The sequence below is a fragment of the Acinetobacter sp. LipI_23 genome (genome assembly GCF_058243045.1).
This window is the reverse complement of the sequence record NZ_JBZAYJ010000001.1, coordinates 1,054,269-1,080,415: the sequence shown is the minus strand read 5'-3', so window position 1 is coordinate 1,080,415 and position 26,147 is coordinate 1,054,269. Positions and strand designations below refer to the sequence as shown.

The window sequence follows — 26,147 nt, the reverse complement described above, 5'->3', positions numbered from 1 at the left end:
TCAGGACTGCGTTCACCATGTCGATTGAACTTGCCCAACTCAGAAAACAGCTTCGCAAACAACGCAGACAAGTTTCCGCCTATCAACAGCAGCAGTCCGAACTTCAAATTTTACAACGTTTAAGACGTGTGCCCGAATTTAAACATGCCACCCGTGTCGGGATCTACCTACATGCTTTTGGGGAAATTCAGACCCGTAAAATCATTGAATATTGTTTTCATCAAAAAAAAGCAGTGTATTTACCAATGATTTGCAATATGAATCAGCGTTTAGCGTGGGTCAAAATTTCACGCAATCAATTTCAAAATAAACGTTTTTCCCACCATCCGCTGGGTATGCAAGAGCCCATGGCAACACGTGGTCAGCACGTTTCACATTTAGACCTGCTACTCATGCCCTTATTGGCTTGTGATCCTTATGGCACACGCATTGGCATGGGCGGTGGTTTTTACGATAAAACCTTGGCTTCTGCACGCTATCACCGTCCATTTCGTCTTGGTTTGGCTCATCACTTCCAGTTGGTGCCACAGCGCTTGATTCGAGAAACATGGGATCAGCCTTTAGATGGACTGCTGACCCCTCAACAACATTTACGCTTCAAGCGCTAAAATTGACATTTGTGACTGTTGAGAATACTTAAAAATCACATGTTTAGTCATTTTTTATACAATTTATTTTGACCTGCCCTTGTATTTTTTAAAATACCCATCACTATAAAAAACATGGCAACACCGTTGTCACTCATTAGGAGTGCCCATGTCTGAAATTATTATGAATCAAGAAACCTTAGAGCCTCAGGTTCCAAGTGTATTACCACTTTTAGCGTTACGTGATGTGGTGGTGTATCCACACATGCAAATCGCGCTATTTGTAGGTCGTGAAAAATCGATCAATGCAGTTGATGTGGCTCGTAACAGTGACAATCTAGTATTTGTAGTTGCTCAAAAAGATTCTCTTTCAGAAGAAATTGATCACGACAACTTATATCAATACGGTACTGTCGCGAAGATTGTGCAAGTTGTGAATCATGAAAATGATGAAAACTGTATAAAAGTATTAATTGAAGGCTTGCATCGTTCAAAGCTAGAAAAAATCATTGATGAAAATGATTATCTAACCGCAGAACATGCGCTTAGCCCAATGTCAGTCCACATTGACGAAACCACGCAAGAAACACGTGTTCAAGAATTACGTGCTCTGTTTGCTCAATATGCTGAAGCAAAACTGCGTAATGCACGTGAACTGATTGCTGCTGCGAACAAGATTGACGATTTACTGCAATTGTTATTCTTCGTAGCGACCCGTGTTCCACTGAATATTGATGTGAAGCAAAAATTCCTCGAACACGATGAGTTTGAAGCACATCTACAAGAACTGATGACGTATTTATTGCAACAATCTGAAGAACAACAGATTGAGCAAACTTTACATGACTCAGTGAAGCGTCAAATGGAGAAAAATCAACGCGAATACTTCCTCAATGAAAAGATGAAGGTCATTCAGCGTGAGCTTTCTGACATGAATGGCGGCGCGGAAGATGACGTTGCAGAAATTGAAAAACGTCTTGCTGAAGCAGATTTACCTGAACATGTGCGTAAAAAAGCTGAAAGCGAATTCCGCAAACTCAAAGCAATGCAACCTGCATCTAGTGAAGCGGCTGTGGTGCGCAATTATATCGAGGCTATCTTAGATACGCCTTGGAATAAAGCCAGCAAAGTCAGCATTAACTTAAGCAAAGCGCAAGAAATTTTGGATACCGATCATTATGGCTTAGATGACGTGAAAGATCGTATCGTGGAATATCTCGCGGTTCAATCTCGCGTGAAAAAACTCAAAGGCCCAATCCTTTGTTTGGTTGGCCCTCCAGGTGTAGGTAAAACTTCACTGGGTGAATCGGTTGCGAAAGCGACAGGTCGTGAGTTTGTACGTATGGCACTCGGTGGCGTACGTGACGAAGCGGAAATCCGTGGTCACCGTCGTACCTATATCGGTGCGATGCCGGGTAAAATTGTGCAGTCTTTAACGAAAGTTGGTGTGAAGAACCCATTGTTCTTGCTCGACGAAATCGACAAGATGGCACAAGACTACCGTGGCGACCCTGCTTCTGCGTTGCTTGAAGTACTCGATCCATCACAGAACAACAAGTTTAACGATCACTATTTAGATCTTGATCTGGACTTGTCTGAAGTGATGTTCATTTGTACTGCGAACAGCATGAATATTCCAGAAGCCTTGCTTGACCGTATGGAAGTGATTCGTCTACCGGGGTATACCGAAGATGAAAAAGTGAATATTGCTGAGCGTTACCTTGTTCCGAAAGCAATGAAGAACAATGGCCTACGTGCGAAAGAATTGACTGTTCATGAAGAAGCGATTCGTGACATCGTACAACGTTATACACGTGAAGCCGGTGTGCGTAGTTTAGAGCGTGAAGTCTCTAAAATTGCCCGTAAAGTGGTAAAAGAAGCGGTCAGTAAAAAGGCGAAAAATTTGCAAGTCGACGTGACTTCGGCTAACCTTCCAGACTACTTAGGTCCACATAAGTTTGACTTTGGTATGGCGGAAGACGAAGCCCAAGTGGGTCGTGTCAATGGTTTAGCATGGACTTCGGTCGGTGGTGAGTTGTTGACCATTGAAGTTGCAGCGGTCAAAGGTAAAGGTAAATTCATTACCACGGGTTCACTCGGCGATGTAATGAAAGAGTCCATTACCGCAGCTATGACTGTCGTGCGTACCCGTGCAGATGAATTGGGTATCGAATCGACCCGCTTTGAAGAAACCGATGTTCACGTGCACTTACCAGAAGGTGCAACACCGAAAGATGGTCCATCTGCAGGTTTAGCGTTAACAACTGCATTGGTTTCTGCTTTCACAGGCATCCCAATTCGTCCAGATATTGCCATGACAGGTGAAACCAGTCTTGGTGGTCGTGCAATGCGCATTGGTGGCTTGAAAGAGAAACTACTGGCTGCACACCGTGGTGGAATTAAGCTGGTCTTCATTCCTCAAGACAACGTCCGTGATTTATCTGAAATCCCTGACAATGTCAAAGAAGGTTTAGAGATTAAAGCGGTGAAATCGATTGATGAGATTTTACCACTGGCGTTGACCTCTATGCCTGAGCCTTTGGTCAAAGCACCAATAGTGAAAGCGGTCGATGAAGGCAAAAAAGCTGCACGCCACTAATTCGGCATCGTAAAAAAGAGAGCTTCGGCTCTCTTTTTTATTACAATTTACTGTAGATAACACCACACATCTTTATGCTTTTATTTCCTACAATAATTTGATCAAGGGATACATGTAGGACAACTAAAATGAAAAACCCGATTGGCTGGTTTGAAATTTATGTGGATGACTTATCTCGTGCCAAACAATTTTATGAATCTGTTTTTAATATTCAATTAACTGAATTAACCCCACCAGCAGATGATAATTCACTGCAAATGTGGGCTTTCCCCTCAGACATGCAAGCCTATGGTGCTTCAGGTGCACTGGTGAAAATGCCAGGCCTATCCGCAGGAGGAAACAGTACCTTAATCTATTTTTCATGTGACGATTGTGCGAATGAAGCGAGCCGACTTGTTGAGTCTGGTGGAAAAATTCATGAAGCAAAAACTGCCATTGGTGAATATGGTTTTATTGTGCTGGCCTTTGATAGCGAAGGAAATATGATTGGCCTACATTCCATGACGTGAAACGAATGAAACTCCAAATTTTCGCTTAGTTGGTTTGAATTTTTGTATTAAACCTTTTCCTCTATCATCCATCAGACTTGAAAAATCGATAAAAAGCCCGATATAAATAATAAGAACAGATACGCGCTGTATGTTTCTTTTTATTGATGATTTGAAATTGCATGGTCATCTGATTCTCCAGACGGATGACCTTTTATCGCAGTTCTCGCTACTTGGGAACTGCGTTTTTTATGGCTCAAAATACATTAAGGTTTCAATAAATGCTGTACCAGCCCATCGATCACATTTGCCATTTTGGACAAATTCAACGTCGCTAAGCGGTCTGCTTTGGTATGGTAGTGACCATTTCGATAAAATGCCGTATCGGTAATCATGACTGCGGGGATATCAAACTCCCAATAATTCAAATGATCTGAAAAATCAAAAGCGTTGGCAAAGCTCGGAGCAACCAAACGCTGACATTCCAACAGATCAAGTTGCTGCATCGCTGTACAATAGCCTGCACCTAAATCACGTGAGCTCACGTTACTCACTGTCGCAATAAAATTACCATGGGTTGGATAAATCCACTTTAAGCCCACAGGATAGCTTTGTATGGGTTGTTCGCTAAAGAACCCGATCATTTCTAAAATATACACGCCTTTAATCTTATCTTTTTGTGACTGAACCGATTTCGCATGCACATAACTGCCCATTTGTTCAGTTTTAGAAAACGGTGGTTCTTCTAAACTATAGAACACAAAGTCCACATTGTTGGGCAATTTAGACTTCTGCTCTGCCAAAATACGCGCCGTTTCAATCACACCCGCAACGCCAGAGGCATTGTCATCTGCGCCATCCTGATCGCCAAAGACGTCATAATGCGCCCCAACAATCACGCGGTCTGCCCGTCCGACGTTTAAACTACACACTACATTTCGGTAGATTTGCTGATTGGCAGTAAAATTTTGATAGTGACATGGGACGCCCAATAAGCGCATTTGTTCCTTGATCCATGCAGAGACACGATTAAGTTCATCAAGGTTTTTATAGTTACGTGCTTTGCCCTGACCAATCACTTGCTCCAAATAAACTTGTAGGTTTTGTTCATCAGCCATTTTGACGTTGCTTGCAAATACCTGCCCTGTGAAAGTACCCAGTACAACAATCAACAAAAAAGCCTGTTTTTTTAAAGTTTTGAGCCACATTGTTATTATTCCAAGTATTTCTTATTCCTCTCATCTGTTGAATTAAGCAACATTAGTTCAGTGAATTCAATTGCATTTTGTTTCGTCTCACTGCAAAGCCTTGCTTTCACCGTTATAATGGATCGTCTCCTTATACATGACCCATTATGAAAATCCGTATTCTGACCATTGGTCAAAAAATGCCTGCATGGGTACTGACTGGTTTTGAAGATTATTTCAAACGTATTCAACCTTTTGTGCAAACGCAGATTATTGAACTGCCAATGGCAAAGCGCGGTAAAAATGATTCAGAAGCAGATATTTTAAAATACCGTCAAATTGAAGGTGATAGCATTTTAAATGCAATGAAAGGAAACGAAGTGCTGATTGCTTTAGAAGTCGGTGGTCGTGAGTTTAGCACCGAAAAACTGGCAGAAACCATGAAAGGATGGATGCTTGAGGGCAATGATATTGTACTGGCAATTGGTGGGCCTGACGGTCACTCTGAAGCAGTACGTAAAGCAGCTGCTTGGCATTGGTCTTTATCCAAACTGACCTTACCTCACCCGATGGTTCGCGTGATGCTGATTGAACAACTCTACCGTGCGATGAGTATTAATCATAATCACCCTTATCATCGTGCAGGTTAAGCTCAAGTATTGTTCTTTTTTTGGAACAATACGTTGATATTTCCCCCATTACACAGATGATAAGAATCTGACAAAATTCTTTTCATCTTCTCCTATTAGGCTTTCACAATGAACTTACAAACGCTACCCGGCTTATTCATTTCTCATGGCTCACCCATGCTTGCGTTGAATCCAGAGCAAGTTGGGCCTGCGTTGCATCGTTTGGGTCTAAACTTACCTACACCACAAGCAATTGTGATTATGTCTGCTCACTGGGAAAGTAACTCACTTGAAGTAAGTACTGGAGTACGTCCGGAGACATGGCATGACTTTCGAGGCTTTCCTGCTGAGCTTTATGACATTCGCTACCCAGCACCCGGTCAACCTGTTCTAGCCGAAGAAATTCTACATTTATTAGCAGAAGCGGGTTTTTCAGCTCATGCAAACAGTACCCGTCCGCGTGATCATGGCGTTTGGATGCCTTTACTTCATATGTATCCAGATGCAGACATCCCTGTGGTGGAAATTTCACTCCCGATGAATCTGTCGGCAGAGGAGATTTATAAAATTGGACAAACCCTTGCGCCTCTACGCGAACAGCAGGTCTTGCTGATTGGCTCAGGGAGTATTACCCATAACTTAGCCGAATTGTCTTGGCATGGTCAGTCACAAGCGGTACCTGAGTGGGCGTCGACGTTTCGTAATCATGTGGTCGCGAAACTTAGCCATCAGGACTTTGACGCCATTTTAGACTGGGAATCGATTCCTTTTGTCCGTCGTAACCACCCAACGTTAGAACACTTTGCCCCAATATTCTTTGCGATGGGTACAGGTCATCGTTTTAATATTGTGCATAGTAGCTTTACCATGGGTGCACTGGGCATGGACATTTACCGTTTTGATTAATGTATAAATTTTACTTATATATTAACAAAAAAATATTTATGGATACATTTTGAAACCCAAAAGAACTGAATGTATCCATTCTTTTAAAAATAACATCGGATAGCATGTATCTTGTTATTTTAAATCAAGAACTTGTAACCCATGAAATTAAAATATTTAGCGATTGCCCTTTTCCCTCTCGCACTGGCTGCTTGCCAATCATCTGATATTCAAAAAGTAGGAGATTTGGCTGTGTCTGTACTACAACAACAAAATGCAGATCAAACACTCGCAAACTACCATTGGAGTGCGAACACCGCAGATGCGCCTAAACCATTGGTTTTAAACTTTGACAAACAAGCAGGTCGCTTAGGCATTGCAACCAGTTGTAACGGTATGGGTACCAGTTGGAAAGTTGAGAATAATCAAATCGTGACGAGTAACCTGATGGCGACTCAAATGGCATGTGAACCAAAAGCCATGGCTCAAGAAGGCGTTGCAGCAGATTTATTTGACAACCGTAAAGCACCGTTTGTTTTAAACCTAAATGATCCTGATGCACCAACACTAACCGTGGTATCGGCAAAAGGTGAAAAAATTGTGTTCACAGGTAAGCAAACTGCTGAATCGAAATATCAAAGCCAAGGTGAAACTGTTTTCTTAGAAATTTCACCAGAAACCAAAACATGTTCTGCAGGAGTTGCCCGTATGGAATGCCTACAAGTTCGTGAAATTAAATATGCTGAAAATGGCGTAAAAACACAGGTCGATAAAGACTGGACGTTATTCTATAACCATATCGATGGTTTCACCCACAATCCGAAAGAGCGTCAAATCGTGCGTGTTAAACGTTATGAAATTGCCAACCCTGCGGCTGACCAATCAAAATATGCTTATGTTCAAGACATGATTATTGAACGTGAAGCGGTAAAAGGTTCATTGTAATCGTCAATGACCTAGAAAAAAACCGAGGCCTAAAGCCTCGGTTTTTTTATTGGAATTTTTCTAAGTGTATATAAACTTAGAATACGCCTTGAGCAAGCATTGCATCTGCAACTTTGACAAAGCCTGCAATGTTGGCACCATTGACATAGTTCACAGTACCATCTGCTTGTGTACCGTATTTCACACAGTTACGGTGAATTTCTTTCATAATCGCATGTAAACGCTCATCGACTTCTTCAAAAGTCCAACCCAAACGCAAAGCATTTTGTGACATTTCTAAGCCAGAAGTCGCAACACCACCCGCGTTGGATGCTTTACCTGGTGCGTATAAAATTTTCGCTTCAACGAATTTTTCGACTGCATCTAAGGTAGAAGGCATGTTTGCCCCTTCAGCGACACAAATTACTCCATTTGCAAGGAGCACTTCAGCATCCGCCTGATCTAACTCATTTTGAGTTGCGCATGGCAATGCGATATCACATGGAATAGACCATGGACGCTGACCCTCTAAGTATTCAAAGCCATGCTTAGACGCAAACTCAGAAATACGACCACGCTTCACATTTTTCAGTTCCATCACTTCAGCCAGTAAAGCATCGGTAAAGCCTGCTTTCACATATACTGTACCCGCAGAGTCAGACAATGAAACGACTTTCGCACCTAGGTACATTGCTTTTTCAGCTGCGTACTGTGCTACGTTACCAGAACCAGAAATCGTGACTGTTTTGCCTTGGAAGCAGTCGCCACGGGTTTTCAGCATTTCTTCAGCAAAATACACTGTGCCGTAGCCCGTTGCTTCAGGACGCGCCAAAGAACCACCAAAGGTTAAACCTTTACCCGTAAACACAGATGAAGTGTCATTACTCAACTTCTTCATCATGCCAGCCATATAACCCACTTCACGGCCACCCACACCAATATCACCCGCAGGGATATCCGTATTTGAACCAAGGTGACGGTATAGCTCAATCATTAGCGCTTGGCAAAAACGCATAATTTCGCCTTCAGACTTACCCTTAGGATCAAAGTCTGAACCACCTTTACCGCCACCCATTGGCAGTGTCGTTAACGCATTTTTAAAGGTTTGTTCAAAGCCTAAAAATTTTAGGATCGATAGATTCACCGATGGATGAAAACGCATACCACCTTTAAATGGACCAATTGCCGAGTTGTACTGAACACGGAAAGCACGGTTGACATGCGTTTGACCTTGATCATCCACCCATGAAACACGGAATTGAATCGCACGCTCTGGCTCAACCAAACGCTCCAGCAAACCGTGGTCTGCATAACGAGGATTTTTTTCAATGAACGGCCAAAGGCTGGTCATGACTTCCTCTACCGCTTGTAGAAACTCGGGTTGATGTTCATCACGTGTTTTCACGTAATCTAAAAACTCATTAAGGCTGTTATATTTCAACGCTTAATCCTCAGCAGAAAATGGATCAAAATTGGTCAAATTTTATAAACAATGTTAAATTTTGGCGCAAACAATTAAATATCTTTTACCAACAATTCACAATACATTTCTGTCAAAAAACATATTTATCATTTATATAACAATTATTTATATAAAATATACCTAGAATTTTTTAAAAAAAACACCAATAAAAACACAGGCTTAAAATCTTTTTTTGCTCAAAAATGATGCAGTCAATGAACCATTTTAGAACACAGGATTAATCAAAAAAAACATGGTAAAATTCAGTGATCTACCTATTTCTTCTAATATCTCTGCAAATTCATCTGCAGGATTGGTTTACGCATGAATTCGCACATTTCCCTGATCCAAAATATCGATGCCCTCCTTCCCCAAACCCAATGTGGACTCTGCGGACATCGTGATGGATGTCTGCCTTATGCCCAAGCCATCAGCGAAGGTGAAGCAGCCAATAAATGTGTACCCGGCGGGCAGCCTGTAGCCGATGCATTGGCTCAGTTGCTAAACCGACCAGCATTAATTGCAGAAGAAAGTATTTGGCCTATTCAAGCCGATGGCCGCCCACAGAGAATGAAAGCAATCATTCGTGAAGATGAATGCATTGGTTGTACCAAATGTATTAGTGCCTGTCCTGTAGATGCCATTATTGGCTCAGGTAAACTCATGCACAGTATTTTGACTGACCTGTGTACAGGCTGTGAACTGTGTATCCCGCCTTGTCCTGTTGACTGTATTGACCTTATTCCAGATGTAGACGGCATACCAACGGAAATCTTGCGCAAAGCTGAGCAAGATGATTTAAGACAACGCTATTACGCACATATTCAACGTGAAGAAAAACAGCGCCTACACCGTAAAGGCCCAGTGGTTCGCGCGGAAATTGATACGGCTTTATTTGCCCAGTTTTCAGCACAGAACGATGCTGTACCTGATATTCAGATCATTGAAAAAGAACCAGAAATGGCAGCAAAGCTCGATGCAAAATCCACCATTGAGCTGGCGAAATTACGCGTACAAATCAAAAAACTAGAAAAGCAGCTCAGTGTTTGTGAAGATACGAAAAAACGTCTGTTGTTAGATGACTTAACCCAACAGCTTCATCAGTTACAGGGAGCTTAAAGCATGCTCACTACAAGCGGAAAACCTGTAAAAAACATGACCAAAAAGCAAATTCAAATCTTTTTTGAGCGTTTACGCGCACAACGTCCAAACCCCAAAACTGAATTGAATTATTCGAGTCCTTTTGAGCTGTTGGTGGCTGTGACCCTGTCTGCTCAAGCGACGGATGTGAGTGTCAACAAAGCTACAGATAAACTCTTTCCAGTTGCCAATACACCTGAAACGATTTATGCCTTAGGGGTCGATGGTTTAAAAACCTACATTAAAACCATAGGCTTATATAATGCAAAGGCTGAGAATGTCATTAAAGCCTGTAAGATACTGATTGAAAAACATAACAGCATCGTGCCAAACAACCGCGCTGATTTAGAAGCTTTGCCCGGCGTAGGACGAAAAACAGCCAATGTGGTATTAAATACTGCTTTTGGACAACCGACGATGGCGGTCGATACGCATATTTTTCGTTTAGGCAATCGTACGGGATTAGCTGTCGGCAAAAATGTGCTTGAAGTCGAACACCGTTTAGTGAAAGTCATTCCGAAAGAATTTATTGTCGACTCGCATCATTGGCTGATTTTACATGGTCGATACTGCTGTATCGCACGCAAACCGAAATGCCATGAGTGTATCGTTTCAGATGTGTGTAACTGGCCAGATCGTTTTGAATTTGGTGCAGCACGTATTGCCACAACGACGATAGAAGCTGAACATTAAAGTTCAGTTTTTTATTGTTGATTTGATTTATCTTTTAAGTCTTGCTGCAACTTCGGATGCAACTGACGTTCTGGCTGCTTCTTCGACATTTTTTCTTGTTTACTGACATCGCGTAGCATTTTTACGCTGATATAAAACAAACCCACCAAGACCGCCGCAGCAACAATAATTAAAACAATGATTCCAACTTGTGCCACACGCGACTCCATTTTAACAGGATCAAGGAAAAGAGCCCTAATATGACTTAGAGCTCTTTCAATGTCAAAACATTGCCATGTTTAAAACATGCAATTATTTGTCTTGATCAAGAATCGCAAACAAATCTGCTTGTACTTCGTCAATTGGACGTAAGCCATTCAGCTTGTCATAGGTTGGTGCATTTTCACCAGACGCTGCGCGACCTTGGTAGAAACCAACCAACTGTTCAGTTTCAGTGTGGTATGAACCTAAACGTTTACGAATCGTTGCTTCTTGGTCATCTGGACGTTGTACCAGCTCTTCACCAGTTTCGTCATCCTTACCTTCCACTTTAGGTGGGTTGTAAACGATGTGATAAACACGGCCCGATGCAGGGTGCTGACGGCGACCAGAAAGACGTTGTACGATTTCTTCGTCAGGAACATCAATTTCAATCACGTGATCAATGTTGATGCCTTCATTTTCAAGCGCTTCGGCTTGAGGAATGGTACGAGGGAAACCATCAAAGATACAGCCATTTACACAGTCAGGTTGTGCAATACGTTCTTTCACTAAACCAATGATCAGTTCATCAGATACAAGACCACCATTGTCCATCACGCTTTTAGCTTGTAGACCGAGTTCAGTTCCTTCACGAATTGCAGCACGGAGCATATCACCGGTTGAAATTTGTGGGACATTGTAGCGCTTACAGATCAACTGAGCTTGTGTACCTTTACCTGCTCCAGGTGGTCCGAGTAAGATAATGCGCATAAAAAAACATCCTCATTTAAACAATGTATTTGACACTTTGTACATATCGAAAAATTCGACATATTTTTAGCATCTAATTATAAGAAAGCTACAAACAAATGTATTGTACCCGCAATGAAGCCTGTTACCCCACCCAATAGAATCAAAATCCATTCGTCTTCCTGAAATGCAGGACGTAATAAGTTTTGAAATTCTTTCGGCGTTAGCTCCCGAATACGGTCTCTAAACATTTGATAGATTTTCTGTGCACGGCTCGCATTGAACGCTGGGTCGCATACAGGCACCATCGTAATTTCAATTGAACGATCAATCAAGTCCGTCTTCAGTTTTGCGTATTCACGTGGCCCCAAAGACAGCTGCAAAGATGTTCTCACCAATGGCGTTTCCATGATTTCATTAATATGACGTTTGACAATACGACGGGTCTTGTCTTTTTTATTGCCATACATCATTTCAGTCATGATGGATTTTAACGTAATCAGGTCTTCTGTGACTACACTTGCAAACACATCAGATACTTCTTCTTGACGCTTCATGAAAGCGCCTTGCACATTATAGGTCCCAATGCGCGGAATCACAGGCTTAATCCATGGAAACTTACGATCTTTTGTTAATTCAGTCAGTTGCAGATATCGAACATAGTGTGGCTCAATTGGATTAAACACCATCCAAATCGCAATCCAGTTGGTTAAGAAGCCCCATACCGCTGCCCAAAATGGGACCGTCCAATGCCATGGCACCACAAACCAAACAATCATTTGGAAGATACCAAAGAACATCCCAATGAGAGCACTAATATGCCAAATAAAGTTGATTTCTTTCTGACCCACTTTCAAGAACATACGCACCATCAGTCTGCGGTCACCTTCCATTTGGCTGACCACCATATCGCGCATATCCACAAGTGACTCGACGTTCATAGTCAGTTCGGTCACTAATTCTCTGAGCACAGCCGGAAGCTGTTTGTGTGCCTGTGCATAAATTCGACGCTTAATCGAATAAGGTAAGTTTTCCCAAAGTACGGCATTGCGGTCAATCATGACTTCATCAATCAGGTGCTCAAGTTCAAAACCAACTTGCTCACCAATGATTCGCGCCATATCCTCAGGATCCATTGCATCTAAAAATTCACGCAAAGAACCGAGTTTGGATAAAGTGTTATCGGTAATGATGCCTGAGATACGCCCCGCTTTTCTGGGCACAATGCCCTGCCAACCCACAGGCAAAGGTCCAATATGAAAACCCCAAAAAGTAATCGGGTAAAAGACCATTTTCAGGGCCATCCAAACGTGCGCCCAAGTCACAAAAGCAGTCACAGGAATAATGCTGAGTACAGCCCAAAAATCAGGTCGATTCAAAAAGGTTTGCCACAACTGATTGACGTACTCAAGCATGCATAACTTCCATATTTAATTTTATTAACTGAATTATATAGCGTTTTAAAAAAGATATTGTGTCTATAAACCGAAACTTAGAGTATAGGAAAATTGTAGTCTCGGTTCAGTTTCTGCAACCACGTAGCCCGATTTGGCTTCGAGTTTTTCCCCTGCACCAATCCCCACACTGAAAGTGCTGATTCGCTCAGGACTCAGTAACACATAAGCAAGATCTACACCACCACCAAGGCGAGATTCGTACTCGCCATCCACTTTCTTGCTGTCAATATGCCCCGCATAAACACCGAGATAATAACCATTTTTATCTTTACCAGTAAAATGAACTGGAAATCTAAAGCCTAGCTGACCACCTACAGGGTAATCATCATTGATAAATACCCCAGCTTTTGCATATGCAATGCCATAAGGATTCACCCATTCCAAATTGGTGTGCAGTAATTTCTGCGTTACACCAGCCCCTACATTCCATGTTTGAGCACTGCCAGCAGGAATTTTTGCATCTGGCAAAAAGGAATTATCTTGAGCGTAGGCTACGTTTGCACAGGCAACAAGTGCCAACACTGGATAAATTCTTGTCATTATTGTCACCATTATCCGTAATGTTATTTTAGTAATTGGTCCCTTTTTACAGGATTTTGACTGTAGCAGAATTTATAAAACACTTATATACAGCAATTTATATTTTTGATGTCTATAAAGTCAAAATTTAGGCAAAAATGAAAAGCAGAAGCCGCGATTACAAATATCAAAACAGTGTGACATGCGTTAGAATAGCGCGCAGGTATTTTCCTCTTTATCCATGTGTTTAAGTCGATTTGGTATGAAACAGCACTTTCCTTTAAAAAATGTCCAACAAGAAAAGCGCATTTTTCGAAATCGTACCTTTATTTCCATGGGTATTGTGGTTTTCTTCTTGCTGATTTTAGTCACTCGCTATGCCTATTTGCAGCTGGTTCAATTTGACGAGTTTTCAACTGCATCCGATCAAAACCGCATCCGTTTACAACCTTTAGCCCCTGCACGTGGTTATATTTATGACCGCAATGGCGTGCTGTTGGCGGACAATTATCCTGTCTTTACCGCGACGATGAGTCGAGCGGATGTGACGGATATTGATGCCACGATTGAACGTTTAACACCAATCTTAGAACTCACACCAGATGATATTGAACGCTTTAACAGTCGTATTAAAGCCTCACGTAAAACTGAACGCGTTTCCATTAAACTTAATCTCAATGAAAACGATATTGCTCGCTTTAGCGAAGTTAAATATCAATTCCCTGGGGTTAATATCGAAACCCAGATGACACGCTACTATCCACATGGTGAACTGTTTGCCCATGTGATTGGTTATGTAGGTCGAATTAACGATAAAGAATTAAAAAGTATCAATAAAGATTTGTATGCGGGCACTAACCTGATTGGTAAAATTGGGGTAGAAAACTCCTATGAAGATTTGCTACATGGTGTGCCAGGAAATGAGTCTGTCGAAGCCGATGCGCATGGTAACGTGCTACGTCATTTAGGTCGCAAAGAACCCGTTCGTGGTAATGACTTATATCTTTCACTCGATTATGGCTTGCAGACGGTTGCCTCAGAGCAACTTGCAGGTCGTCGTGGTGCAATCGTGGCGATGGATCCACGTACAGGTGAAATTCTGGCCTTGGTCTCAAGTCCAAGTTTTAACCCTAACCTGTTTGTCACTGGGATTAGTCATACCGACTATAGCGGTTTACGCGATAACCTCGATCAACCACTATATAACCGTGCTGTGCAAGGCGCTTACCCGCCCGGCTCAACCATTAAACCGATGTTTGGTTTAGGTGGTATTCATTATGGCTTAATTGATTGGGGCACGGCCATTTCCGATCATGGCTATTTCACACTTCCGGGCGATTCGCATAAATTCCGCGACTGGAAAAAGTCAGGACACGGCGTTGTCAACTTGCATAAATCACAAGTGGTCTCTTGTGATACCTTCTTCTACATTCTGTCGTTCCGTATGGGAATTGAGAAAATGAACACATGGATGCGTCAGTTTGGCTTTGGTGAAAAAACTGGTGTGGATTTACCAAGTGAAAGTACAGGTCTTTACCCCAACCCTGAATGGAAAATGCGTACCCGAGATGCCAAATGGCTCAAAGGGGAAACCATTTCAGTGAGTATTGGACAAGGTGCTTTTACAGCAACACCACTGCAATTGGCCATGGCAACAGCCATTACCGCCAACCATGGTTCACATGTGATTCCGCATGTCTTACAAACCAGTAAAGGTGCAAAACCACATAAAGACTTAAATGCGCCTGATGGCAGAATCCAGTTCAATGGCACAGATCAAGATTGGATACAAATGCGTGATGCCATGGTCGATGTCATTGAAACAGGGACTGGACGTGGCATTCGCACGCCAATGTATAAAATTGCAGGTAAAACCGGTACGGCACAGGTCAAAAGTATTGCTCAAGGTAAACGCTACAATGAAGCCCTATTGACTGAGCGTCAGTTGGATCACGGTTTATTCGTAGGCTTTGCACCTGCGGAAAACCCTGAAATTGCGATTGCAGTGGTTTGGGAAAATGGTCGTCATGGTGGTTCTGCGGCACAGCTGGCTCGTCCGATCTTAGACTACTGGCTGCTCACACGTCATAAAAATCCAATTCGTCCACAAAACCATCAAATTAGTGGTGGTTTGATGACCGCAGGGATTAAACCGGGTGAATTACCAAGTGGTAGCACTCCACCAACGACCACGACCGGGACAAGTGCAGCAGCAACAAGTACCCAAAATACAGCACCCACTTCAACAACGACAAATACAAGCCGTTCAACTACACCGCCTTCTGCACCTGTGGAGTCAGACTAATTATGAAAAACCAACTCCGCATCATTGGAGGGGACTGGAAACGTCGTCAACTGCCTTTTGCCAGTATTGAAGGTTTACGCCCTACGCCTGATCGCATACGTGAGACTTTGTTTAATTGGCTCATGTGGGATGTACAAAATACCAATGTTTTGGATATTTGTGCAGGTTCGGGTGCATTGGCATTTGAAGCCTTATCACGTGGTGCCTCAAAAGTAGTGATGATTGAACCTGACCGCAGTCAAGCACAGTTTTTAACGCAAAACTTGGAACTCCTTAAAGTACCTAAGTCTCGTGCCCAGTTAAAAGTAGCGACTGCACAGCAAACATTACCCACCTTAAAAGAACAATTTGATTTGGTCTTTTTAGACCCGCCGTATAGCCTAGAGCTATGGGAAGAATTAGCTCTCTTGGCTGATCCGCTGATTCAAAATAATGGCTATATTTATGTAGAAGCCGATCAGGATTTGAATCTGTTAAAACTTCCAACATCGTGGGTGCAAGTGAAGAGCACCAAAGCTGGGACTGTACGTGCAGGTTTATATCAAAAGAAAGTGGTGGTTTCCCTATAAATACGGCTTTACACCGTTTTGATTTAGACCATTACGAAAGAAAGTGCTCTTAGCGCATATTCGTATGGTTCTGAGCTACGCTATGTATGAAGATGAATATACATATTCAAAATCAAGCTAAGGCTTCAGTCAGTTTTCACGTCTAAAAACTATGTAGACAGATCGAAAAACCGTACATTCGCTAAAATTTTAAATATATCGCATATGACTTGGTTGATCTTTATCTTAGGTGCAATGGTGGCGGGTTTTGTACAGGGGCTCACAGGCTTTGCATTTGCCTTAATTGCCATGTCATTTTGGGTCTGGATCTTGGCACCTCAGCTCGCAGCGCCTCTGGTGGTTTTTGCCTCGGTCTGGAGTCACCTAATTTCCTTAAAGTCAGAATCTGCTTTTAAACTTGATAAAAGCCTCGTTGCACCTTATATCCTTGCAGGTCTGATTGGCGTTCCATTGGGAACCTATCTGTTAGACATCATTCAAGCACATACCTTTAAACTGGTTCTAGGAATTTTTTTGATTCTTTGGTGTCCATTGATGCTACTTAATCCCCAAATTCGCTTCATTCAAAACTCTGGAAAATACGCCGATAGCAGTATTGGTTTTCTTAGGGGTGTATTGGGCGGGCTGGGAGGTTTTTGTGGCTCACTGCCTTCAGCTTGGGTCATGTTAAAAAACCTTCCTAAAGAGCAACAGCGCTTAATTTTAAGGCATTTTAATTTCGCCATTCAGTTGTTTACCCTGCTCACCTATCTGCTCCGCGGAAATTTAAACTTGCAACATTTACCCTATATGGGCATCTTACTTTTGAGTGTGAGTCTACCAGCCATGCTCGGCGCGCAATTGTTTTATAAAATTTCTGAGCGGCAGTTCAAACATACGGTACTGGGTTTATTGTTTAGTTCAGGCTGTTTTCTATGTATCAGCTATCGCTTTCTGTAGTGCTATAAAACCTAACTCTGAACTTTGGCAATGGCTTGGATCAGCAATTGTGTATTTTGTGTCAATATAGGCTCATCTTTAAACAACTTAGCTCTAATGGGCTTTCTCCAACTCCAAAAATATTTATACAATTGGCGCACCTTAAAACCCACCGCCCACCATATATGAAACTGCCTCTTGCACTACTGAGTCTTTGCTTTATCAGTGCTTGCTCCATAAGCTCATCCAAAGAAATAAAACAAGCCGAAAAACTTCTCCAATCTTTTGACTGTCAAAATATAGAACGCGATCAGGCAGACCACAGCAGCATGACCAGTTATCATGAACAAGTGCTTGCCAGCAGCAAACAAAAAGCCCAATCCTATGTAGAAAGCTATCAACATGGCGATCAAATTTTTGACCTGCCCCTGCCCGAAGTGATTGAAACACAGCTACAAAGTTATACGGCCGCATGCCAGTCACTAGGTGGGGTTTTACCCAATCCCCAGCAAAGTCCTTAAAATACGATTAGCAATAAAAAAAGACAGCTCGAAAGCTGTCTTTTTTAATTTCATAGGACTTAAATTTGAACTTAAGATGCAGTTTAGTCGTTGTGATAGCGAGTATCGACACTGAAATCTTGAGGAAATTTAGCAGAAATTTGCGCATAAAATGCCATAATTTCAGCCATATCTTTTTCATAATCACCAGTAGGATAAATAATTTTACCCACCCCAGTTTTTTTCTTCGCATAGTCCATATAGGCTAACGCAATCGGAACACCTGCGCTGACTGCAACATGATAAAAACCTGTTTTCCATTGTTCCTGCTTGGCACGTGTCCCTTCAGGGGTAACCAACATCACCAACTTAGGATGTTCTTTAAAAAGATCACTCATGAGTTGCACCATACTTGGACGTAGTTCACCTTCATGCTTTGGACGACGGTCAATACCTATCCCGCCCATTGCACGAACAAATGGCCCAAATGGCAGTTTCATATAGCTGTCTTTAATAGTGATACGGACATGCACACCTAAGGCCTTTAATGCCAAACGAGCGTACAGCGCATCCCAATTGCTGGTATGTGGCGCTGCAATCATTACACATTGATCGATATTCAAATCCCAATGATTATCAATCTGCCACCCCATTAAGGCTAAACTTTGTTCTGCAAGCTTTTCGAACACAAAAAATACCACATTACTGAAAATCCGCGCCGATTCTAGCAATGCTGCTGATCAAATACACGGCGAGACGCTCAATAAAACAACAATTAATCTATAAACGTATATTTTATTTAATTCCAAATATTTCAAGAAAAAACAGGGTCTTTGAGATTAAAGGTAAAAATATGTGAATAGTATTCTTTATTGAATATACAGAAGCACTCACAGATCTTCACAGATTCATTTCCTGCACTACTGTAAGGTAAAACTAAACATTGAATAATATCGGGTGCTGTATATGCAAAAGACTGTTTTAGCACTATGCCTATCTTTCACCATGTTAACTGCATGCTCAAAGCCAAATGAAAACAATTCTCCACCAGATCACAATGTCACGGCATCTCTGGACGACAGTGCTAGCGCAACCGTGATGGATACACCAGACACAGCAAATGCCTTAGATTGGGTAGGCACATATCAAGGGGTTCTACCCTGTCATGATTGTTCTGGGATCGACACTGAACTTGAACTGACCTTAGATCATCATTTTGTGCTGAAACAAAAATTTTTAGGCAAATCGAATAATAATTATGTGAATGAAGTGAAAGGTTCATTTCAATTTGTGAATGGCTCTGATCAACTGATACAGCTCGACTCATCTGGTGATAGCCGTATTTATTATATTGGTGCGCAATTTATTGAAATGCGTGGCGATAAAGGTCAAGTACTGGATCAACCTGAGTCCAACTTTAAACTCACCAAATCCTTGGAATAGACACTCGCAACATTCTGAATGATTTAAATTGCTTATTTATATATCACAGCAAAAATTTCACCCAAACATCAAAAAGGTAGCCTAATTACTTCGGCCACCTTTATCAGAGTTTACTACTTTTGAGTCTGCATATTCTTAATTAGCTCGCTAAAATCAAGTGTTGCAGCTTTTTGTACCGGTGGATAATCCATCAAAGATTTAATGTGTGAACCCAGTAATGCCTGTAAGGGTTCAGAAATCCATTGCTTGGTTTGAATAATATCTGAACGGTCTCTGATACTATCAAAAGTCTCAAATGGGTCTTGGCGAAGGTTGTACATCACTGGAAATTTTTGCTTTTGATATTGGTCGTAATAATTTTCACTGGTTTCAAAATGAACTTTCCATTGATTAATACGAACTGCACGTAAAATCGATTCATGATAGTACAGAAAATTATCTCGCATACTCTCTTTTGATTTTCCCGTCCAATAGTCGATATTGTTTACACCATCAATAATTTGCTTACGATTGGTTTTCATTTCCTCGACTACATTTTTATTCCCTGCGACATTCGCCAAAGTTGTAAACAGATCCATATGCGACTGAATGCCGTGTTTCACTTGTCCCGCAGGAATATGTCCCGGCCACCGCACCATCATTGGAACACGGACTCCCCCTTCATAGGTCGTCATTTTTTCACCACGGAACGGTGTGGTTCCACCATGATTTTTTGCACTGTGCTCAGGGCCGTTATCGGTGGTATAAACAATGATGGTGTTATCCAACACTCCCATCTTCTTCATATCATCCAAGAGTTGACCGACTTGCATATCATGTTCAACCATACCACTGCCGTATAAATCATCTTCTGAGGTGGCTTTGGCAGCTAAGTAACGATGCTCAGGACGTAAATGGGTAAACATGTGCATACGACTTGGATTCAGCCACACAAAAAACGGCTTGTCCGATTTTTTACTGCGCTTCATAAAATCGACACTGGCAGCAATGAACTCATCATCGACTGTTTCCATACGTTTACGGGTTAAAGGGCCTGAATCTTTACATTTTTGTTTCCCCATTACACCAAAGCGAGGATCGATAGTTTCATCGGCATCATTAGACGAATAGCAGTGCAATACACCACGCGTTCCATATTGATTCACAAATTCAGGATCTTTTGGATAATCATACTGTTCAGGAAATTCTTCCGTATTTAAATGATATAAATTACCAAAGAATTCATCAAAACCATGTACCGTTGGTAAGCTATCGTTGCGATCACCCAAATGGTTTTTACCAAACTGACCACTCATATAACCCAGCGGTTTCAATACTTCTGCCAAAGTCGGTGTTGCAGCTTTAATCCCTAAAGGTGAACCTGGACGACCGACTGTCGTCATACCTGAACGAATCGGATACTGACCTGTAATAAATGCTGCACGTCCAGCGGTTGAACTTGGCTGTGCATAGTGATCCGCCTTCTTTGGCAATACGATCAATATTCGGCGTGTCATAGCCCATAACACCATGACTATAAGCACTGACGTTCTGCCAGCCTACATCATCGGACATAATAACCAAAATATTGGGTGGTTTCGCCATGAGTGCTGTTGAAAGTAATGCTCCACTTACCAAGGCTAAAGAGCGAGAAATTAAGTTTTTTTGCATGGTATTTTCCTTAAACACATTCGTATACAACGAATTTTCATCCTTGTTTCAAACCCAATTGGCACTACACACAGAACAATATCAGTGCCTTAAAAATTTATTTTTTAGAAAAATGTTTTTCTAAAAACTAGTGACAATACTTTCCTAATGCGGTCGTATCCGCTTAGCAACTTCATTCTTAGATAAAAGTGCAGTATGAAAAAAACGTTTTAAACCTGAGCAAAGATAATGTAGACCCGCCTCTCCATCAGGGGTTTTGAGGAACCGATCTTTCGGACAATCTCCCCAGCAAAATTGAAGATATGGACATTTTTGGCAGTATTCTGGCAGTGACTTCGATTTGGCATATGCAAATTTCTTTTGTCGCTCAGAAAAAACTAAATCGCCTTGATGAATCTCATGAATGTTGCCCAATTTATATTCGGGATAAACAAAATGATCACAAGAGAAGAGGTCGCCATTGTGTTCGACCGCCAAGGATTTCCCGCAAATTTGACCCGACACACATTTCTGCGCTCCATAGCCGAACATCATTGAAACCATGTTTTCAAACTGGTCGATAAAGACCTGCCCAAAGTCTTTCTGTAACCATTCTTTCCACACAGTTGAAAGGAATATGCCCCAATCATCGGCAGCAATCGACCAGTCTGTCACCACAGAGTCTGAGCTGCCCGGCTGCGCTGCTGAACTGCCCAATTTAGGTAAATCTTGAGGATTCCAATGGCCTAGTGCTGTCTGCTGAAACTGGGCACTTTCCATTCCCGGAATCAGTTGAATCATGCGCGGTTGCACCTGATCGCGGATAAAACGATAAACATCTAACGGGCGTTTCGCATTATCACGGTTCACCACACATAAGGCATTAAACGGAACTTGATACTGACGCAATAACGCAGCAGCCTGCATGACTTTGGCATGCGTCGGTTTTCCACCTTTGTTATAGCGATGGATATCATGCAACTCGGCAGGCCCATCTATGGATAAACCCACCAAAAAATCATGCTGTTTTAAAAATGCACACCAGTCTTCATCCAGTAACGTGCCATTGGTTTGTAAATCATTTTCTATACGCTGATGAGGTTTGGCATATTTTTTTTGCAGCTCAACCACCCGCTGGAAAAACTCTAACCCCATAAGTGTAGGCTCACCACCCTGCCAACTAAAAACCACTTCATTGCCCGTTTGCGCTTCGATATATTGCTTAATATGTAACTCAAGCATCGACTCAGACATACGCGGAACTTTCGGTTGCTGTAACATGTCTTGTTTATGCAAATAGAAGCAATAACTACAGTCTAAGTTACACTGTGCTCCAGTGGGTTTGATCATCACGTGATAGCGATAGGTTTGTCCCTGCACTTGCAGGCTTCTTAAAGGCGGAGATTCAGCTTGTATAGGTATAATTCGCATTTTTAAAGTCCTCATTTTTATTCAGCGTTCAGGCACAAATTCACAACGGTACAAAACCATGTACATAAGTCATTCTGCGAAAAGAGATTCGAGAGTTTCATTCCATTCATTGCATGAAGTCTGCTAAAGACCCAAGCCTTTGGTATTTTGAATGGATTAACCCGAGTGACTGTTGCCGCTAAACATGCAACAGGAAGGCTGCTATAAGATGACCTTGCAAATCTTTTGATAATTTCAATGTTTTATAATTCATTCTCTTCTTATCCCTAAGCTTAATTTTCATCAGCAAAACCACTGTGTAAGAGTAAAAATCAACAGCCAATTCCAATTTAGGCATACTAAAAAATACTAACCCATCTTACACAGTTGCATCGCTTGGTAGAGCACGTTATCAAACTTTGAAAATAGAAAAACCACTCAAAAGAATGGTAATTGAATTTTTTATGGTCTCTTTTTATTAAAGCTTTTTCGGATTCAGATCATGTCTTAGAAATTATTATCCTTTGTAGTACACATGATGAATAAACCATAAACCAATAATTTTAATTAATTTTATTACACATATAGTGCTTGTGCTTTGAAGATATAAAACTTATATCCCAATGATCAACTGATTGATTTAACCTTTATCCTCCCCCCACTCCCAAATAATCAATAGACTTCCTTCATAAATCATTTTTCAATCAATTTAATTGTTTATCTTTCACCCAATCTAAATTGTATATGCCAGCAAGTAAATTAAACCGCAGATTTAATCTTTTACGACGATTTCTATATACACAAGATAAAATCTTAAAACATTTCATCCTTCCAAATACATGCTCTACTTGAATTCGTCTACGACCAATCTCTCTATTTAACTTTTTTAATTCAGAATCTAGTTTTTCAGTTTTCTTTGCTTTAGATGGCATGAGGCATCCAAAACCCAATTTCTTTATTCCTAAATAACCCTTATCAACGATAAAAAAGGGCTTAAATTTTAATTTCCTCATGCTTTTTTTAAATATTTTAAAATCATGCATGCTTCCATGACTTCCACATACACTCAGTATTTCACCTGTTGTATAGTGCATAGATAACTGAAATTTAAAGGTATGTCGCTTTTTTTTACCGCTATACCATTTCTTCTGTTTTTTTTGGACGTTGAACTAATATTTCAGTTGCATCAATCACAACAACTTCCCAATCCACTTCATCTCGATTAGGAAGTTGTTTTGGCAAGTTAAATTTTCCAGAACCGATTAAGGTATCTTCAATAAAACGTGTGATACGAATTGCACTCGTTTCAGATACACCGTAACTCATACCAAGATGGAAAAATGTTCGATATTCTCTCCAATATTCTATACATAAGAGCAAACGATCTTCCAACGGTAATTTATGCGGTCGTCCTTTACCAATATGACGAGGTAAATGCTTATTTAGCTCGGCCAACATGAGGGTAAATGTAGCCCAACTAACACCGGTAAGCCTACGAAACTTAACGTCTGATAATTTTTGAATATCTTTGAATTTCATTCAAGGATTATCTCTTGAATTAAATAATTTTGCTGATTAATTTAAGATCAAATAAATTGTACGTTTTTTGATTTATGACGGAAGTCTAATATTATTGAATAGTGAAATTACTACGAACTGATTTGATTTATTATTACAATAAACATGTTCCTGCTTATATTCATCTTTATAGAACGGCGAATTCAAACATGAGGTGCGACAGTTTCAAAAGCCATATGATAATCAACAAGCTGAGCAAATTTCTCTAATGGTGTAAGCCAATCTAACGCCTTTCTAGGACGAGTATTCAGTGACATGGCAACTTGATTTAAATAATGCTGATCTGCCTGATTTAAATCAATCCCTTTAGGTAAATATTGCCTAATTAAACCATTCATATTTTCGCATGTGCCTTTTTGCCAGGGTGAATGTGGGTCACAGAAATATACATCTATGCCTAAATCTTCTTCGAGTATTTTATGTTCTGACATCTCACGTCCACGGTCATAGGTCAACGTTTTACGCAGTTCTGCAGGTAAATATTTCAGAGCTTCAGTTAAAGCCTTGCGCACTGATTCTGCCTTTGCATCAGGTAATGTTGCCAAGATACAGAGCCGTGTATTTCGTTCAATAAGTGTTGCTATCGAACTTTTATTGTCTTTACCTTTAATTAAATCAGCTTCCCAATGACCCGGTATTTTTCTTTCTTGAACTTCGGCTGGGCGCTCATGAATAGTTTTAATATCCTGTAATATAGAATCTTTTTTAGGTTCACCGTTAGCTTTTCGCTTTTTATTTTCATGACGTAGACAGGATAATAAGTCTTTTTTCAACTCACCCTTGGGTAATGCTCGTATCGTTGAATAAATCGTTGTATGGCTTACATTCATTGTTTGATCCAAATCAGGAAATGTCTTTAAACGCTTTGCTATTTGCTGAGGAGACCATAAACAACGGATCGCTTCAACAATAAATTTCCAGAGGATTGAATCGATTTTGAGTTTTCTGTGACCACGTCTACGTCTAGCAAAAGTGTTATCAGAAGCATATTGAGCTTGATAAACGTCATTGATGCTATTTCTTTTAAGCTCACGATAGATCGTACTAGGATGTCTTTTAATAAGTTCAGCAAATTTTCTGGCTGAAAAGCCTTCTTTTCTTGACTCAAGCATTAATGCAGTACGATCTTCAAAGTTAAGATGATGGTATGACAATTTTATATACTCCATAAACCCTTTAAATTAATTAGGTGGTTTATGTCGCACTTCAAGTTTTACTCTGCCAACCAACCTTTTCAGCCAAAGATTTTTCTATTTTTTTATAAAAACTGGATTATCATTTTTTCTTATTTTAAATATTATTTTATTAGCGTTATATTGTGAAAAATAAATTATATTTTCATTAGATCTCCTGCGAAAGTCATTATTGCAAGTTTATCCGGTTTACGAGTGCAGCAATTAAGTTAATGCGTAAGCCGAATCTTTTCCGTCTATTTCGATAGCGTTCACTTAATATTCTAAATGTTTTCAATTGACTATTAATGTGTTCGATCACAACTCGTATTTTTCCAACCATTTTATTGTACTTTTTCTCAACATCAAATAAAGGTAAATTCTTCTTTTTCTTTATTGGCATCAATAATTTAAAGCCATCTTGCTCTAATCCGTAGTACCCTAGATCAGTCATAACATATTCACAATGTTTGAATTTCTTAACCGTTTTTCTTGCCAATTTAATGTCATGCTGACTGCCATTCGATATATCTAGCCCTATGATTTGTTTGCTGTTCGGATGATAGATCACTTGTACTTTTAGCGTATATTTCTTCTTTTTACCACTGTAGAATTTACTCTGATTTTTTTTTCGGACGTTCTATTGAACATTCTGTCGCATCAATAATTACCCAGTTAAAGTGTTCGTCTGCCGTGGTAATGCTTCGTTTTGGCAGAGTAAAACGTCTTGATTTCATCAATGCATCTTCAACCTTTTTAATGGTTCGATTCACATTACTTTCAGCGATATGGTAATTTGCCGCTAATTCCAGTTGAGTGCTGTAGTTCCGTAAGTAATTGAGAGTTAATAACAACTGATCCTCTATATCTAAAGTATGAGGACGACCTGATTTCTTTTTGAGTGATTCTGCTTTTTCTAAAACCTCTACCATTTCAGTAAAAACATGTCGAGGTACGCCAACCAAGCGTTTGAATTCAGAATCTGAAAAACGATTTAATTTCTGATATCTCATGAAATTTATATTGAGGTGGTTTTTACTTTCGCAAGAGGTCTATTGTATATTCTAGATATATAGTAAGTATCTTTCTAAAACTACTGACTACAGATAAACCCTCAACGACT

At 40.7% G+C, this 26,147-nt stretch carries 25 protein-coding genes and 1 pseudogene; 13 read left to right on the top strand and 13 right to left on the bottom strand.

The features are described 5' to 3' along the window. Positions 1 to 17 precede the first annotated feature (17 nt). From AC4CVD_RS05325 to AC4CVD_RS05315, 3 genes are all read left to right on the top strand, one after another. Positions 18 to 608, top strand: coding sequence for a 5-formyltetrahydrofolate cyclo-ligase (locus tag AC4CVD_RS05325; RefSeq protein ID WP_490752313.1), 591 nt, complete (start codon positions 18 to 20; stop codon positions 606 to 608). A 148-nt stretch (positions 609 to 756) separates the two neighbouring features. Further along, the gene (gene lon / locus AC4CVD_RS05320) at positions 757 to 3,186 is read left to right on the top strand and encodes an endopeptidase La (RefSeq protein WP_490752311.1); all 2,430 of its coding nucleotides are present in this window, start codon (positions 757 to 759) and stop codon (positions 3,184 to 3,186) included. 128 nt (positions 3,187 to 3,314) lie between these two features. Then, a complete protein-coding gene (locus tag AC4CVD_RS05315; RefSeq protein ID WP_004980894.1) occupies positions 3,315 to 3,695 on the top strand; it encodes a VOC family protein in 381 nt (126 codons plus the stop codon). A 245-nt stretch (positions 3,696 to 3,940) separates the two neighbouring features. Here AC4CVD_RS05315 and AC4CVD_RS05310 read toward each other — a convergent pair whose 3' ends face one another. Then, on the bottom strand, positions 3,941 to 4,882 hold the full coding sequence (locus AC4CVD_RS05310; RefSeq protein ID WP_490752309.1) for a M28 family peptidase: 942 nt from the start codon (positions 4,880 to 4,882) through the stop codon (positions 3,941 to 3,943). 146 nt (positions 4,883 to 5,028) lie between these two features. On the opposite strand from AC4CVD_RS05310, the gene rlmH reads away from it, so the two are divergent. The 3 genes from rlmH (at position 5,029) to AC4CVD_RS05295 (ending at position 7,320) form a co-directional block, all read left to right on the top strand. Then, entirely contained in the window at positions 5,029 to 5,511 is a 483-nt protein-coding gene (gene rlmH / locus AC4CVD_RS05305; protein WP_004980899.1) for a 23S rRNA (pseudouridine(1915)-N(3))-methyltransferase RlmH, read from the top strand. Between the two features lie 108 nt (positions 5,512 to 5,619). Continuing rightward, entirely contained in the window at positions 5,620 to 6,396 is a 777-nt protein-coding gene (locus AC4CVD_RS05300; RefSeq protein ID WP_005399833.1) for a dioxygenase family protein, read from the top strand. 141 nt (positions 6,397 to 6,537) lie between these two features. Next, a complete protein-coding gene (locus AC4CVD_RS05295) occupies positions 6,538 to 7,320 on the top strand; it encodes a DUF4377 domain-containing protein (RefSeq protein WP_005399834.1) in 783 nt (260 codons plus the stop codon). A gap of 76 nt (positions 7,321 to 7,396) precedes the next feature. Here the strand turns inward: AC4CVD_RS05295 and gdhA are convergent, their stop codons facing one another. Then, positions 7,397 to 8,740 carry an NADP-specific glutamate dehydrogenase gene (gdhA, locus tag AC4CVD_RS05290; protein WP_004980905.1) on the bottom strand — a complete coding sequence of 448 codons (1,344 nt, stop codon included), beginning with the start codon at positions 8,738 to 8,740 and terminating at the stop codon, positions 7,397 to 7,399. Between the two features lie 345 nt (positions 8,741 to 9,085). On the opposite strand from gdhA, the gene AC4CVD_RS05285 reads away from it, so the two are divergent. Both AC4CVD_RS05285 and nth read left to right on the top strand, forming a co-directional pair. Then, the gene (locus AC4CVD_RS05285; protein WP_490752306.1) at positions 9,086 to 9,880 is read left to right on the top strand and encodes an RnfABCDGE type electron transport complex subunit B; all 795 of its coding nucleotides are present in this window, start codon (positions 9,086 to 9,088) and stop codon (positions 9,878 to 9,880) included. Positions 9,881 to 9,883: 3 nt separating this feature from the next. Further along, positions 9,884 to 10,594: an endonuclease III gene (gene nth, locus AC4CVD_RS05280; RefSeq protein ID WP_148826427.1), complete on the top strand. Its 711-nt coding sequence runs from the start codon at positions 9,884 to 9,886 to the stop codon at positions 10,592 to 10,594. Between the two features lie 11 nt (positions 10,595 to 10,605). Here nth and AC4CVD_RS05275 read toward each other — a convergent pair whose 3' ends face one another. The 4 genes from AC4CVD_RS05275 to AC4CVD_RS05260 all read right to left on the bottom strand — a co-directional run bounded on the left by AC4CVD_RS05275 (position 10,606) and on the right by AC4CVD_RS05260 (position 13,521). Then, on the bottom strand, positions 10,606 to 10,803 hold the full coding sequence (locus AC4CVD_RS05275; protein WP_279670427.1) for a hypothetical protein: 198 nt from the start codon (positions 10,801 to 10,803) through the stop codon (positions 10,606 to 10,608). An 82-nt stretch (positions 10,804 to 10,885) separates the two neighbouring features. Further along, positions 10,886 to 11,545: an adenylate kinase gene (adk, locus tag AC4CVD_RS05270; RefSeq protein WP_004980915.1), complete on the bottom strand. Its 660-nt coding sequence runs from the start codon at positions 11,543 to 11,545 to the stop codon at positions 10,886 to 10,888. 77 nt (positions 11,546 to 11,622) lie between these two features. Beyond that, complete coding sequence (locus AC4CVD_RS05265) at positions 11,623 to 12,939, bottom strand: DUF445 domain-containing protein (protein ID WP_004694304.1); 1,317 nt, start codon at positions 12,937 to 12,939, stop codon at positions 11,623 to 11,625. A gap of 63 nt (positions 12,940 to 13,002) precedes the next feature. Beyond that, on the bottom strand, positions 13,003 to 13,521 hold the full coding sequence (locus tag AC4CVD_RS05260) for a hypothetical protein (RefSeq protein ID WP_004980918.1): 519 nt from the start codon (positions 13,519 to 13,521) through the stop codon (positions 13,003 to 13,005). A gap of 241 nt (positions 13,522 to 13,762) precedes the next feature. On the opposite strand from AC4CVD_RS05260, the gene mrdA reads away from it, so the two are divergent. The 4 genes from mrdA to AC4CVD_RS05240 all read left to right on the top strand — a co-directional run bounded on the left by mrdA (position 13,763) and on the right by AC4CVD_RS05240 (position 17,813). Beyond that, a complete protein-coding gene (mrdA, locus tag AC4CVD_RS05255) occupies positions 13,763 to 15,805 on the top strand; it encodes a penicillin-binding protein 2 (RefSeq protein ID WP_125274575.1) in 2,043 nt (680 codons plus the stop codon). Positions 15,806 to 15,807: 2 nt separating this feature from the next. Next, positions 15,808 to 16,374 (top strand): 16S rRNA (guanine(966)-N(2))-methyltransferase RsmD, encoded by a 567-nt coding sequence (gene rsmD, locus AC4CVD_RS05250; RefSeq protein ID WP_490752304.1) that lies wholly within the window; start codon positions 15,808 to 15,810, stop codon positions 16,372 to 16,374. Positions 16,375 to 16,578: 204 nt separating this feature from the next. Beyond that, the gene (locus AC4CVD_RS05245; RefSeq protein ID WP_490752302.1) at positions 16,579 to 17,313 is read left to right on the top strand and encodes a sulfite exporter TauE/SafE family protein; all 735 of its coding nucleotides are present in this window, start codon (positions 16,579 to 16,581) and stop codon (positions 17,311 to 17,313) included. 164 nt (positions 17,314 to 17,477) lie between these two features. Further along, entirely contained in the window at positions 17,478 to 17,813 is a 336-nt protein-coding gene (locus AC4CVD_RS05240; protein ID WP_224466888.1) for a hypothetical protein, read from the top strand. An 83-nt stretch (positions 17,814 to 17,896) separates the two neighbouring features. Here AC4CVD_RS05240 and AC4CVD_RS05235 read toward each other — a convergent pair whose 3' ends face one another. After that, a complete protein-coding gene (locus tag AC4CVD_RS05235; RefSeq protein WP_490752300.1) occupies positions 17,897 to 18,481 on the bottom strand; it encodes a 1-acyl-sn-glycerol-3-phosphate acyltransferase in 585 nt (194 codons plus the stop codon). Between the two features lie 277 nt (positions 18,482 to 18,758). Between AC4CVD_RS05235 and AC4CVD_RS05230 the strand changes: the two genes are divergently transcribed. Then, positions 18,759 to 19,235 carry a copper resistance protein NlpE gene (locus AC4CVD_RS05230; RefSeq protein ID WP_490752298.1) on the top strand — a complete coding sequence of 159 codons (477 nt, stop codon included), beginning with the start codon at positions 18,759 to 18,761 and terminating at the stop codon, positions 19,233 to 19,235. Between the two features lie 113 nt (positions 19,236 to 19,348). On the opposite strand, the gene AC4CVD_RS05225 is transcribed toward AC4CVD_RS05230, so the two are convergent. From AC4CVD_RS05225 to AC4CVD_RS05200, 6 genes and pseudogenes are all read right to left on the bottom strand, one after another. Next, on the bottom strand, positions 19,349 to 20,731 hold the full coding sequence (locus AC4CVD_RS05225; protein WP_490752296.1) for an arylsulfatase: 1,383 nt from the start codon (positions 20,729 to 20,731) through the stop codon (positions 19,349 to 19,351). 298 nt (positions 20,732 to 21,029) lie between these two features. Then, on the bottom strand, positions 21,030 to 22,295 hold the full coding sequence (locus AC4CVD_RS05220; protein ID WP_490752294.1) for an anaerobic sulfatase maturase: 1,266 nt from the start codon (positions 22,293 to 22,295) through the stop codon (positions 21,030 to 21,032). A 683-nt stretch (positions 22,296 to 22,978) separates the two neighbouring features. Next, positions 22,979 to 23,371 (bottom strand): annotated as a pseudogene (locus tag AC4CVD_RS05215) (transposase family protein); the annotation flags it as partial. A gap of 37 nt (positions 23,372 to 23,408) precedes the next feature. After that, a complete protein-coding gene (locus tag AC4CVD_RS05210; RefSeq protein WP_020753140.1) occupies positions 23,409 to 23,732 on the bottom strand; it encodes a helix-turn-helix domain-containing protein in 324 nt (107 codons plus the stop codon). Positions 23,733 to 23,995: 263 nt separating this feature from the next. Next, a complete protein-coding gene (locus AC4CVD_RS05205) occupies positions 23,996 to 25,021 on the bottom strand; it encodes an IS30-like element ISAba125 family transposase (RefSeq protein ID WP_001988464.1) in 1,026 nt (341 codons plus the stop codon). Positions 25,022 to 25,214: 193 nt separating this feature from the next. Next, a protein-coding gene (locus tag AC4CVD_RS05200; protein ID WP_094148576.1) for an IS5 family transposase occupies positions 25,215 to 26,037 on the bottom strand; the annotation gives its coding sequence in 2 pieces (ribosomal slippage) (positions 25,215 to 25,655 and positions 25,657 to 26,037; 822 coding nt in all). Positions 26,038 to 26,147: the final 110 nt, after the last annotated feature.